The organism is Microcoleus sp. BROC3, from assembly GCF_036702515.1.
Classification (GTDB): Bacteria; Cyanobacteriota; Cyanobacteriia; order Cyanobacteriales; family Microcoleaceae; genus Microcoleus.
In genome coordinates this window covers 29,004-41,685 of sequence record NZ_JAUBTQ010000020.1, presented here as the reverse complement: position 1 = coordinate 41,685, position 12,682 = coordinate 29,004, and the positions used below count along the sequence as shown (strand labels likewise).

Below are 12,682 nucleotides of genomic sequence, written 5' to 3'. Positions count from 1 at the left end.
ATGTCGCGATAATCATAAACCGAGTCAGTTAAGACGCTCGATCGAATCTCCGACTTTGTACAGAAATGCCTAGCAATTACTGGCTCTGCGCATCGGTTTTTCGGAGCGGCTGCAAGTGGAGAACAAGTATATTATATTTGCACTTTGAGCGTGTTAGGCGCGACAGGGGTCGAGAAATTGAACAGAGTTTTACCGACGCTTGATGGCCAGCGCGCGGATTTATACATTCTAGTTTATGGTGCGATCGCCCCAAGCCATCAGCTTTCTCTCTGGCGGTCGAGACAGTCCTGTGTTGGCTGGTACAAAATAGTTCCTATCCTGCCACCGATGCGGAATTTATTTTTCTTCTAATTCGTCTTCTAGCGAGCGGCCTAAGAATCTTTCCGATAGATTGGCCCGAGGGTAGCCCGGGCCCACATATTTTTCTACCAGCATCAATAACTCGCTTTCGCCAAAAGGTTTGGTGTAGAAGTCTGTAGCTCCGGCCATGCGGGCTTTAACGCGGTCGATAAATCCGTCGATGCCCGTCAGCATGACGATCGGCGTCTGCCGGAAAGCGGTAGAATTGCGCAGCATGGCGCAAATTTCGTAGCCGTCGAGTTCCGGCATAGCGATATCGCACAGAATTAAATCGGGTTTGAGTTGAAAAACCAAACTCAAAGCTTGGAGGGGATTGCCGATCGCAGTAGCTTCGTAACCGTGTTCGTTTAAAATTGACTCGACTGTTTTGCGAATAATATTGTCGTCGTCAATACAGACAACTCTGGGAACCTTGGTTTCTAGAGACGACCATTCTTTTTTGTTGTTGGCCGGGGCAACAGAGGGCTCGTAAAATACTTGCACCAATCCCTGCTGCACGAAGGGGTAAATCGCCTTAGCGACAGTCAGCACGTCTCGGTTGAGGTAGCGCGCCATTTGGCGGATAGAAGTGTGGCCGTCGGCCCAGCGTCTGAGAGTATTAAAGGTATTGACAGGCAGTGCTACTCGCAGCTCGGAGGGGTCTGAAATCACCGGGCATTGGTTGGGGGACTGAATGTGAGGGTGAAACTGCTTCCACTGCTGCACCTGTTTGACAATCTTGGCCAGCAGCGAGCTAATTTCTAAGCTGGTCAGTTGAGGAGCCAAAGCTGGGCCCATTTCAAAAGTGAAGGAACCCTGGTGAAGACTGAGCAAGTCAAAGAGGGTTTCGTGGATCATGCTTTGGATGATGTTGCGCCCTTGAGCTGGGGTGAGGATGTGGTTTTCTAGCAGGGCCCACAGGTAGCCGTATTCTGGGGCATTGGTAGATGCCATATAGGGAACTTGGATTTTGTCGAGGGCGGTGTCTGCTTTGTAGCGGCGCAGGTAGTCGCGCAAGCGAAACAAACTGCCCGCACTCTGGGTAGCGTAAATAATCTGACCGTTGAAGCAGAAGACATACCAGGATTGTCCTGCAAGGGAGCGCTGGGTAGGTGGAGTACCCGTGCTGCTGCCGGTGGAGCTGTAGGCCTCTACGAACAGTTCTCCGGTTCGCTGACCTAACTCAATTAATTGCAGGATGCTGCGGATGTCAATTTCACTCAAATTTCCCTGCATGCAGCTAAAGTGTCCTCCTTAAAACCGTTGGCGTCTGAGCTCGGAAAGACTGTGTGCTGGGGCGACATGACTTTAGTTTCCGTCAATAATTCACGCTTGATTTGCTTCACAATTGGGAATTGACGAAAGGGCGATACTCTGGTTTGAGTCTGCAGCGCTACCAGTCCACAAGCTGAAACCGCAAAACTCGCGGCCTTCTCCAAGTGTAGAGGTTCACCTTGTATTCAAACTGTCGCCTCAACTCGTAGCACCCACATCGCACAATTGCATGGGCTAGGGAGTTTGCAACGCTGGCATTCCCGACAGGTTCAAGTCTTCGAGCGCAAGAGTTTTGAAGTTTTTGGCTGAGTATGCCGTCAGTTTATACAGCACATCTTTAACGTATGGAAACTTCAAAATACTGAGGATTCTCTGGTTTTACCGCTGCTACCAACAGTCGCTGGCCGATCGATCCCGAAGGGGAACTTGAGGCTAGTATGTTGGGTTGGATGAGTTGCCAGCGAGGTTTTTAGGGTTGGTCACAGCCCCCAATTCCAAGGGTGACAAGCAGTGTCGGCGTGTTTGGACAGTGGCCGTGCGCTGTTGGTCTTGTAGGTTGAGTGGTGTCTTAAACCCTAAAATTACGTGCACTCAAACACGAACATTTGTTAGCAATTGTCAGGAATACGTTCACTGCCGATCGACCTTTTTGCTCGCCCGCAGCTCAGTCACAGGCTCGCGTCATTCCCCTATTCTAAGGCAGCGCGGTTCAAATCCCTAGTCCGCCTGCCGATGGCGCGCCCTTGGCGTATCTTGGGGTTAGATGGCGATCGACCAGCAACTAAAGCCTGGTACAATCAATAGAAAAAGTTTTTAACTGACTGACATTTTTCGGCTTTAGGCTATGGCAGTCCCCGCAGTTTTGCTAGTCTTTAATTAAGCGGCATTGACACTGCTCTCTCCTTCGTCTAGAAAGCGGGCAGCGAAAGTGCTTTTTGAACGCTCCCCCGTGAGGCAGTGCTGTGCATGAGTGCTGCTAAAGTTGGGAAAGGATGCTATCCCCCGATCGGGCAAACGACACCAAAGAGAGGACTATTAGTGTGCTGTATCTAGCGGAAGTACAAAAACAGAGAAGCGGCTTTGGTCTCGGTGGCGGTAAGGCTGAACTGAAACTGCTAGCTTGTCAGCGGGGCGAACACAATTGGAGCGCCGTACCAGGCGATGACGTGATCCCTGTTGAGGAAGCTAATAAGTTTAACGACGGCACGCTGGTGCTGGTGGAGTTGAGCGCTAGCAAACAAGTGCAGCGCATTCAGGAGGCGGCGCGCCAGTTGGTGAGCATTCTGCAAAATTTCTCGCGCTTGCAGGACAAGTTTAAGGATAAGGAAGAGGAAATTGAACAGTGGAAGGCTTCTCTGACGTTTTCGAGTCAGGAACTCAATCGCCGGGAAATGGAAATGCAAGCCCGCGAAGAGCAATTGGCTCAAATGGAAGAGGAGTTGGAGCGGCTGGAGGCTCAGCGCTCGGAAATTGAAAATACTCGAGATGAAGCTAACCGACTGCGAGAAGAGGTCGATCGCAGCCGCGCCGAAATTGAGACGGCTTGGGAACAGTTGCGGGGCGAGCAGCAGCAGATGAGCCAGCAGGAGTCTCAGGTTCCACAGGGCGCGGTGGTTGACGAGCAGCAAGCGAGGAGGATTCAGGAGTTGATGAACAAGCTGGGAGGGGCAATTGCTTCGGCCCAAGGGGTGCGGGAACAACTGAATCAGTCTTTTGGTGTTGTGGGTGCTCAGCAGGCAATTCTGGACGTTCACTGGCAGCAGTTGGAGCAAAAACGCGCCAACGCTCAGCAGCAGCAAGAAGAGGTCGATCGACAAAATCAGAACCTCCAAAACCTCTGGCAGGAGTGGTATCAATCTCAAGATGCTTTGGCGCAAGCTCGGGCAGATCTTAAGGGTCAGCAAAGTACCCTCAGCGCTAAGCAGGAGCAGGCTCAGTCGGTGTCTTTTCAGGTGCGGGCTGTTGAGGACCTGTACCAGCAACTTTCCAGGCTCGCATCTGCTTCGGGTGCAGCAGGTACTGAGCAAAAAGTAGATGTGTCAGCCCTGGAAAAGATGCCGGTTGAGGAGTTGCAGGGGCTGGTGCAACACCTGCAACAGGATTTGGAAAAGGTGTTCCGGTTTGTTAACGATCAAGAGGAGGAGTTGACTCTGCAGCGGGAGACAATTGAGGATTTGCAAGGGAAAATTCAAGCTGCTAGCGAGTACGATCGCATGGCTTTGGAAAATGAAATGGCAGATGAACTCGAAAGTTATCAAATGTTGAACGAAACTTTGGTGGGACAGCGCCTCCGGTTGCAGGAACGGGAAGATGTTTTGAAGCAGCATCAGGCGGTGCTGTGGCGTCGCTTGGGTACTGCCAATGCTCCAAAACAAGATCGAGCAGATATTGATTTGGGGCCGCTCGTCGCACAGCTCAATACTCAGCGCCAGCAGCAGGGCGAAGAATTGCAAAGATTGGAAAACGAAATTCAACAGGTGCGGGATGCTTTATCTCAAATTGAGGCAAATGTCAACCGCAAAAATGGGGAAAATGAGGCGAAACGCTACGAACTCAAGCAGTTAGAACAGAATTTGTTCAACCAGAAAGGCGCAGTGGCCGAACTCTGGGGCCGGGTGAATGTTTATCAAGAAATGTTGCAGCCGGTGCAGGATAATTTGAAGGGGCTGCGCCAAAAGCTGGAAGCGGTGGGGGGTGAACTCGATCGCGTGCAGCAGACAGGAGAGCAGCAAGATCTGGATATAGCTCAGTTGCGGCAAGTTATTTCGGGTTTGTTGAATCTGCCTTAGCCTAAAATTAAATATTTATAACGATCCAAGGGTTTTCGACTCGGGCGATCGCTCCTCCAGGAAATGGATCGGTTTGCGATCGGTTGGGGGCTGGGATTAAGCTGGTTAGTTTTTCTACGCTTTCAAAGCTGGGTGCTGAGGGCAATATTTGTTGCAGTAGCTGCCGCATTGCCCGTCGCTGCAAAGCCAGGGGTGCTTCGCGCAAAATCGGGCGATTTAACTTGACGGGAAGTTGAAAATTCACCTGCGGGCTGTCTGCAATTGGAGACATTGCTCGCTGTAGCAAGTCGCTGGCTGCAAGTTCGAGATATTCTACGTCGGCGCGGAGGAGTTCGGCTGTTTGAGCTAGCGCTTGTTGGGCTTTTGGGTTGAAATGAGTTTCTAAATAAGGCAATAATTCCGATCGAATGCGGTTGCGAGCATACTTGAAGTCTTGATTTGTGGCATCTTCCCAAATAGGTAGTTTTTGCTCTTGACAAAATTTCCCTGTTTGCGATCGGGTTATTTCCAGCAACGGACGAACTAAATAGATTTGAGATTTGAGATTTGGGATTTTCGATGGGGAATTTTCATCCTGATTTTCCAATCTAAAATCGGCAGATATTTGGGAGTTGGGATTTTCGCCGGAATTCCCCAATCTAAAATCTAAAATCGGCAATCGAAAATCGGCGAGAGGCCGCGTCCAGGTGAGGGCAGACAGTCCGTCGGCACCGCTGCCCCGAATCAGGTTGTAGAGGAGAGTTTCGGCGCGATCGCTGGCTGTGTGGCCTGTAACAATGTAGGGATAGTTGTGGGCGATCGCAATTTCGGTTAAAGCTTGATATCGCCACTGTCTGGCGGCTGCTTCTGTTTTGGGGATGTCCGAGGCTGTTTGTAAATAGTATGAGATTCCCCAGTTTTTAGCTATATTTTCTACATGATTTGCGTTAGCTTCCGAGTCAGAACGCCAGCGGTGATCGCAATGAGCAATCGCTAGATTCCAGTGCCATTTTGGCTGCAAATCGAGCAGTAATTTGAGCGAACACAGAGAATCTTGTCCCCCGGATACTGCTACTAACAATCGCTGATTTGAGGGCAATATTTGTCTGTAAAGCAGCGTCCGGTGCAGTTGAGCGTGGAGGTGCGTCCAATTGGAAGATTCAGCCATAAGGGCAGTTTTTGATTAAGAACGGGAAATCATTAGTCAGCAGTCATTAGTATGAAGGATGCAGTCATATTCTCCTCACCTCAAAACTCTCAACTTTAAACTTTCAACTATTCCCCTTCCCCTCTCCCCTAAGTAGCAGCTTAGCTCCACATTCCTAGACTTTGAGGGTTGCTATCTGGATACCTAGAAATAGGAAAATTATTACTTATTTGTGTTGAGTCGCTGACAGTTGGTTCGTCATTTGTATCCGTTTGTTCGGAGGTATTTTCACCGTAGTTTTGGTCGGTTTCAGAGGCTTCCAGGGCTGCTGGAAGGGCTTTTTGTTCTTTTTGTTCAGATTCGATAGGGCAAAACTCCAGACGCATCCTAAGTTTGCCTTTAGTCCAGGCTTTCCCGGCACTTAACACCTCGCAGTCCATGCCCTCTGAGAATAAATTTTCTTCTACCAATCTTGACTGCATAATGGTCATAAATTCGCTGACTTTGAATGTACATTGATACATCAAAGCGCTGGCAGGAGCTGACAACACATCGTCTTCTGTGAGAAATATTTGCGAATTGTCCATATCAATTGTCATTTTAATTAAGGAAGAAAAAAGAGAGAAGCAGGAAGAGAGAATAGGGAGTAAAGTTTGGCAGTCTCGCTAGTTCAGTAAGGTGAGCATAGCCCACCCTACAACCGGAGATGATATTAATCCATGTTCTGTGATTGATACTCTTCTGTGGCTGATTAGTCGATCGGGAATTAGAAAAACCAACCGTAGGAATGTAAACCTTTGCCTAACAGATTAACGCCTAGATAGCAAATCCAAACTACCACAAAACCTGTGGCGGCTAAAATTGCTGGGCGTCTTCCCTGCCAGCCGCGAGTAATGCGGGCGTGCAGGTAGGCAGCAAATACCAACCAAGTAATTAGCGCCCAAGTTTCTTTCGGGTCCCAACTCCAGTAAGATCCCCAAGCTTCGTTAGCCCAAACTGCACCGGCAATAATGCCAACTGTCAGTAAGGGGAATCCTAAACCGATGATGCGATAGCTAATGTTATCAAGAGTTTCTGCTAGATTCAAGCGCTGGGGCGAAAGAAGTTTTGCAGTTTGAGTTTGGGAGGTTGATGCGGTTTGAACGGTTGCTAATTCGAGCACTGCGGTGGTGCCCAAACCGTTATTGTTTGAGTTGAAAGAGGGTTCGCTGAAAGCTAATGCGCTGTCGGCGCTGGTTTCTGCAATTTGAGATTCGGGGTTTTGAGGGCGTTGGAGGCGGTAGTTGCCGTTGCGGTTGCTGTTGGTGCCGAAGGAACTACCGGTGAGTTCGATTTTTTGGCCGCGGGTGACGATTAAAAAGGCGATCGCCAGTAGTGCTCCTACCATTAAAGTTGAGTAACTGAGCATCATGACGCTAACGTGCATCATCAGCCAGTTTGATTTGAGGGCGGGTACTAGGGGCTCTGCAGATTGCATGGTTGCGGGCAGAGTCAGGGCGGCAAAGGCGGAAATTGCCATTGCTACGGGGGATGTGGCTACTCCTACTAAGCGGGAACGGCTCATGTTTTCCGCGACTAGGTGGATGGCGGTGATTCCCCAAACTAGGAAAAATAGGGATTCGTAGAGATTGCTTAAGGGGAAGTAGCCGGCTTCTATCCATCGAGAACCGAGTAAAGCGGCGATGGATAGGTTGGCAACTGCCATTCCTGCGGTTCCTAGGGCCCCCAGGTAGGGAATGCCGGGGAAAGCTGCGCCAACCCAGTAAACGAGCATTGTTGAGAACAAAATGGCAAAGGAGATGTTGTCCAGCCAGTTCTGGAGTACGACCAGATCCATAAAAATTACTCCGGTAATGTTTTTACTTATTTTTGCTAACTAGATCGATCGTACTGGGGTTGGGCAGTTTTGGGTTTGGGATTTTGAATTTTTGTGGCAATTATGAGTGATTGGCAGTTGTTGAGGTGCGAGTGGGCGATCGCGCGGACCCATCAAACAAGCTACTATTGACCCACCAGACGAGTGTCACCCCGTCAAGTCACGCTTGTTGATTCTGGCTGACGGCTTGAGGTTGGACGAGTTGAAAGTAAGGAAACACGGAATGCTGATGGGCGAAATTGGATCGCCCATTAACAAAATTAGGACTTACGCACGGGGGGCCAGAAACCGGGTTTTTTTAGGAAAATCCTTCGTTCGTACTCGAAGATTAAGTAAAAAAGCCGGTTTCTTTGTCGGGAGTGCGTCTAGGACTGAAAATATAGGATGTTTTTTGATCTGGGGCTATCTGGAATCCTTTAGAATTGACTGAGCAGATTACCGACTTGCTGTTTTTGCAACCAGCAAAAAAACGGAAGCCCCGGACAATCGTTGTGGATACTCCCCAAATTTTAGACTAAAGCTCAACCTCCCAGATTTATCAAGGCGAGTCAATTCTAAAATCTAAAATCTAAAATCGACTGACGGTTCGAGCAGTTGCATAGGCTAGAGGAGATGTTGGGTTAATGCGTCGAGATTCAATATTTTACAAGTTATTTCAAGAAGCTCCGACGCTGCTGTTTGAGCTATTGGAAGAGTCACCATCGAATGCGGAACAGTATCGATTTGACTCCGTTGCTGTGAAGGAACCGAAGTTTGAAATTGATGGGGTGTTTTTGCCGCCGGATGCTGAGCCTGGAGTTGTATATTTCTGTGAGGTGCAGTTTCAGCGGGATGAATTGCTTTATGAGCGATTGTTTGGTGAGTCGTTTTTATATTTTTATCGCAACCGTCAGCGATTTACAGATTGGGAAGCGGTGGTAATTTATCCGAGTCGATCGACTGAACAATCAGAAACCCATCCGTATCGATCGCTCTTGAACTGCAATCAGGTGCATCGGGTATATTTGGATGAGTTGGGGGAGATTGAACAGTTGCCGCTGGGGGTGGCGCTGATGGCGTTGACGACTATCGACGAAGCGAGTACGCCCGAAGCGGCGCGATTGTTGCTGGCGCGATCGCAGCGGGAGGAATCTGAGGCAGCAAGTCGCGCCATAATAGAGATGCTGACGACAATACTGGTTTACAAGTTTACAAATTTGAACCGAAGGGAGGCAGAGGCGATGTTAGGGATTACGCTTGAGGAAACTCGGTTTTATCGGGAAGCGAAGGAAGAAGGCATCGAACAAGGCATTGAACAAGGCATTGTGCAAGGCATTGTGCAAGGGCGGGAACAAGAAGGAAGAGCCTTGATTTTACGTCAGTTAAATCGCCGTCTGTTAAATCGGCGAGTTGGAACATTACCGGAATCTATCACCACTAGAATTGCTGATTTGTCGATCGAGCAAATTGAAACTCTAGCAGAGGAATTGTTAGATTTTCAGTCGATCGAGGATTTAGAGGTTTGGCTGGAGAATTTGCCGCAGGGAGATTGATACGAGGTTAGGAATTGCACTTGAGGGGGCGATCGCGCCATTTACGCGCACAAACACATCAAACGTACTCCCCCTCTACTTCCTGGGTTTTAGGGTTCTTTTGGTGCATCCGCCGTTGCTGAGAGGATATTAAGGGTGCGATCGGTGATGATTCCGGCGGATTAGAAGCGGATTGATGATGGTGGAAGATGTTTTGGGCGATCGTACTTTTCTAATCTTCGTCAACTACTTTTTTTGAAACATTCAAAAACAGCAAGTAGTTTTGGTCCTTCAGCTTCTACCGTTGAAGAATTCTCTCTAAGAAAAGCTTTTTTGCCCACAAATGAAACAGCTTTTTGAGATGGAATATTAATGATAATCACAGAGAATCCCTTGTAGAATATAGTATCAATTTTCCTCAGAACATCAGTTTTTAAGAGGTCTGTCAAAGCAGATTTTTTGATTGCATTAATTAATATCCCAACATGATCCTCTAGTGTTTTACCTAAAACCTTAGCTTCTCTATCAATTCCTACAACATATCTATCATTGATTTCAATAGGATTAATTGCATCTAAAATTTTAATTTTTTCTGCATCTTCCTTTTTATCAGCTACTCCAATGAAAATATATCCATCAGTGTCGGGATCGGAGTTGGCAATTCCGCAAATTGTCTCAACAAGTCTCTGGGGTAAACCATCATTTAGTTTTCTACTTGTTGGTGACAGATCGAGGAAACCTTGCTTGCACTCGTACTTAGCAGTTTCTATACGAGAACGAAGTAAGGAATTTTTGAAATTTTGTATCAACTCTGCACCGTATCCCGAAGTTGATGAATCTTGCTTTGCGAAGTAGTCTTGTATCAATCCCTTGGTTTGATTAATATTATTTCTACGATCTTGTATCTTTGCATAGCGATGGCTTAGATCTAACTTATTTTGAAGATTTTTGAGTGCCTCCATAATCCCTTGAGGATTAGCAGGTAGAAGCTCTGATTCAATTACTAATTCAAAAAAAGCCATAAAAATTGTATAAAATGCCTGGGGAATGGGATTACTACTGCCTGAGTTTACGATATTTACCAAGCACTTGTTACCCTGGCTATATGTTTCAATACTTTCTGCCAGAACGGAGAAAGTTTTTACAATATTTTCTTCTAGTCTATTTGAGCCATAAATGGCAAGAGCATTCTCTATGGACTGGAAGTAACTACTCTCTTCATCGTACAGATTATCTAGCCTCTCTCTGCTTCTTGGGAGGGGTTCATTAAGTAATATCGATGCTGAAATATCTGCGATCATATCTTCATCGTTACTGTCACGCAGTTGAGATATTGTAAGAATTCCTTGCTTGCACCACAAAGTGTCTTCTGCTTGAATCCCATACCCTTGATTATTGGGTTTGGAATCAATACTAACCTGCGGCATATCAAATAGGCGAAGCGTTTTCGGACTATCATCACCGCGCAACTTCATAGCAATTGTACGAACCACTTCTGCAAATGGTGTGGTTACACCTGCTTGTCGTTTCTCTTGATTACTTAAATGTTTACCACCGGAATTTATTCTACCAAAAACCTCTGTTATGTCGCTTTCATCCATTGCGCTATAGATAGTTACTGCAAGCTGATAATCTAAAATGTCTGCACATTCTGTTCTAGATAAAGTATCAAAATTTTCTACAGTATCAAATACTTGCTCATCAGCTAATTGTTTAGCATAGGAGAACTCGTTAAGATCGAAATACCTGTTATTAAATGAAAACAAATTTTCAATAAAACCACAAATAGCATTAAGTCGCTGCATACCATCTATGATTTCATACTTGCCACTTCCATGAATTAAAGGACGTTCAGCTAATAGAATTAAAGGAATTGGGTATCCCTTTAAAATGCTTCCCATCAGGTTTTCTTTTTCGTCAATCGACCAAATTAATTTTCTTTGATACTTTCTGTTCACCAATAAGTTACCTGACCGATAAAGCCGATAAGCCTCAGTGACTGTCATGCCACGTGGAACAATGCTCATACTCCCGCTCCCGATAAGTCAAGATTTTTATAATACTATAATACTGTCGCTCGAAGATTATGCGACAGTTATAGCGCAAAATTTGCTAACAGTCGATCGCCCGCAAAGTCAAACAGTCGATCGACTAAAACAAACCTCATTACCAAGGATTACCAATCATTCTAAAAGCAGACCAATAATAAGGATGAGAAAAATTCTGACTCCCCACGTTTGCCAATTCTGGGGGTAGCGGCAGATTGCCACCAGAAGTGTGCAGCATCCCCCCTTCAATTCGCACCTCTTGGCGCAACATCGCTAATTGCGCTTGCCGCAGTGCTTCTGCTTTAATCGGAGCAGTTTTTAACTGCGCGTAAAACTCCGACATCAATCCCAAACTGCCCTCGTCGCTGACATACCAAAGAGTCGCCATAGCCGATTTAACCCCGGCTTGCACGGCTAACCCGCCAAAGCCCAACTCGGCTTCTCGATCGCCCACAGCAGTCCTGCAAGCACTCAAAACTAACATTTCCACTTGCGGACTGTGCCAATTCATTTGCCGCAACTGATCCAAACGCAATTTAGTATCCCACAACTGAATAAAGGATTCGCTGGGATCTCCCGATCGAAATTCGGCGTGGGTAGCCAAGTGAATCATCCCAAAAGGCTGCTGCTGGCGCTGCGATTTCAAATTAGCCAGGGTGAAAGCTTCGTTCAAGAAAGACTTGCCGGGCCACTGCTGCGGCGTGATTGTCGATACTTCTATTTCCACCGCAGGTAAAGGACTCATATCTGAAAAATGCGACGCCCCCATTGCCAGAACTTGGGAATTTTTGAAATTGGCGGGGCTGGTATCGGTCAAACTCAGACTCGGCATCGAGCCAACACTGTAACGCTCTATCAGAAAGCCTTTGCCGTCGTGCAGCGCGCCCATCGGTATCGATCGCAACCCCCTATCGGAGATAAAAGATAAATTCTCAATGCCTTGGGCTTGCAGCTCTGCTTCGAGCGGCGCTACTATCCATTGGTAGAGTTGCTGAGCCAAGGGCAAATAATTTTTAGTTTTGCGCTTTACCGGATTAGTCAGTTCATCGCGAAATCTCTGAACAGCTTCCATTACCTGGGCGCGAGAGGTTCCAGGGATGCGCTGGCGAACGGGTACGCCTTCTGGGGCGATCGTTATCAGTTCCAGTTCGTCAGAGGCTTGAATTTGCTGTTCTACGCGCAAGATGCGCGAACTGTTGTAAGGCCGATCGACTGTAGAACCCTTGGGTACAAAGCCGATATAGATGAGAGCTGGTTTGATGCCTGTGGCTTGTTGGACACCGCGAAGGGTATTTTGGGCATCTTCTAAGGTGGCGATCGTATTTGTTGATGGCAAATTTAGGTAATCGACAAACTCCCAGGTGAATCTCTCTTCTACGGGAAAAATAACGGAGTCGAGGTTGGTTGGCAACTTGGAAGCGTCAATATTCCCAGACGCGGGAAGTGAATTGCGCTGTTGCAAGGAATTAGATATCTGGTTTTGCTGTTCCAAGCTGGGCACGAATAAAGGATTTGTGCTGGGTGGCTGGTTGGCTGCGAGTTCCGGTGTCGCTATCGGTGCGAGATTTATTGGCGTAGCAGCAGGCGCAACCACTGGATTTTGAGTAATTGTTGGTGCGATCGGCAAATTTGAGACCGGCGCTGGATTTTGAGTAATTGTTGGTGCGATCGGCAAATTTGAGACCGGCGCTGGATTTTGAGTAATTGTTGGTGCGATC

At 47.4% G+C, this 12,682-nt stretch carries 9 protein-coding genes; 3 read left to right on the top strand and 6 right to left on the bottom strand.

From position 1 onward, the window contains the following. Positions 1-177: 177 nt before the first annotated feature. On the top strand, positions 178-351 hold the full coding sequence (locus tag QUB30_RS14700; RefSeq protein WP_333334420.1) for a hypothetical protein: 174 nt from the start codon (positions 178-180) through the stop codon (positions 349-351). Here QUB30_RS14700 and QUB30_RS14695 read toward each other — a convergent pair. After that, on the bottom strand, positions 337-1,575 hold the full coding sequence (locus QUB30_RS14695; RefSeq protein ID WP_333334418.1) for a response regulator: 1,239 nt from the start codon (positions 1,573-1,575) through the stop codon (positions 337-339). The two genes, QUB30_RS14700 and QUB30_RS14695, sit on opposite strands and share 15 nt — an antisense overlap. 1,031 nt (positions 1,576-2,606) lie before the next feature. On the opposite strand from QUB30_RS14695, the gene hmpF reads away from it, so the two are divergent. Then, positions 2,607-4,403: a pilus motility taxis protein HmpF gene (gene hmpF, locus QUB30_RS14690; protein WP_333334416.1), complete on the top strand. Its 1,797-nt coding sequence runs from the start codon at positions 2,607-2,609 to the stop codon at positions 4,401-4,403. A gap of 7 nt (positions 4,404-4,410) precedes the next feature. Here hmpF and tilS read toward each other — a convergent pair whose 3' ends face one another. The 3 genes from tilS to ccsB form a co-directional block, all read right to left on the bottom strand. After that, the gene (gene tilS / locus QUB30_RS14685) at positions 4,411-5,550 is read right to left on the bottom strand and encodes a tRNA lysidine(34) synthetase TilS (protein WP_333334414.1); all 1,140 of its coding nucleotides are present in this window, start codon (positions 5,548-5,550) and stop codon (positions 4,411-4,413) included. Between the two features lie 140 nt (positions 5,551-5,690). Next, on the bottom strand, positions 5,691-6,116 hold the full coding sequence (locus QUB30_RS14680; protein ID WP_333334412.1) for a KGK domain-containing protein: 426 nt from the start codon (positions 6,114-6,116) through the stop codon (positions 5,691-5,693). 179 nt (positions 6,117-6,295) lie between these two features. Continuing rightward, a complete protein-coding gene (gene ccsB / locus QUB30_RS14675) occupies positions 6,296-7,366 on the bottom strand; it encodes a c-type cytochrome biogenesis protein CcsB (RefSeq protein ID WP_333242184.1) in 1,071 nt (356 codons plus the stop codon). Positions 7,367-8,028: 662 nt separating this feature from the next. Between ccsB and QUB30_RS14670 the strand changes: the two genes are divergently transcribed. Next, complete coding sequence (locus QUB30_RS14670) at positions 8,029-8,937, top strand: Rpn family recombination-promoting nuclease/putative transposase (protein ID WP_333334410.1); 909 nt, start codon at positions 8,029-8,031, stop codon at positions 8,935-8,937. Between the two features lie 221 nt (positions 8,938-9,158). On the opposite strand, the gene QUB30_RS14665 is transcribed toward QUB30_RS14670, so the two are convergent. Further along, positions 9,159-10,943, bottom strand: a complete 1,785-nt coding sequence (locus QUB30_RS14665) for a GmrSD restriction endonuclease domain-containing protein (RefSeq protein ID WP_333334408.1) — start codon at positions 10,941-10,943, stop codon at positions 9,159-9,161. A gap of 139 nt (positions 10,944-11,082) precedes the next feature. Then, a partial coding sequence (locus QUB30_RS14660; protein ID WP_333334406.1) for a CHAT domain-containing protein occupies positions 11,083-12,682 on the bottom strand: 1,600 nt, incomplete at its 5' end.

Coding starts and splice junctions, on each gene's coding strand:
- QUB30_RS14695 (WP_333334418.1), bottom strand. CDS start 1,575: ATGCAGGGAAATTTGAGTGAAATTGACATCCGCAGCATCCTGCAATTA.
- hmpF (WP_333334416.1), top strand. CDS start 2,607: ATGCTATCCCCCGATCGGGCAAACGACACCAAAGAGAGGACTATTAGT.
- tilS (WP_333334414.1), bottom strand. CDS start 5,550: ATGGCTGAATCTTCCAATTGGACGCACCTCCACGCTCAACTGCACCGG.
- QUB30_RS14680 (WP_333334412.1), bottom strand. CDS start 6,116: ATGGACAATTCGCAAATATTTCTCACAGAAGACGATGTGTTGTCAGCT.
- ccsB (WP_333242184.1), bottom strand. CDS start 7,366: ATGGATCTGGTCGTACTCCAGAACTGGCTGGACAACATCTCCTTTGCC.
- QUB30_RS14670 (WP_333334410.1), top strand. CDS start 8,029: ATGCGTCGAGATTCAATATTTTACAAGTTATTTCAAGAAGCTCCGACG.
- QUB30_RS14665 (WP_333334408.1), bottom strand. CDS start 10,943: ATGAGCATTGTTCCACGTGGCATGACAGTCACTGAGGCTTATCGGCTT.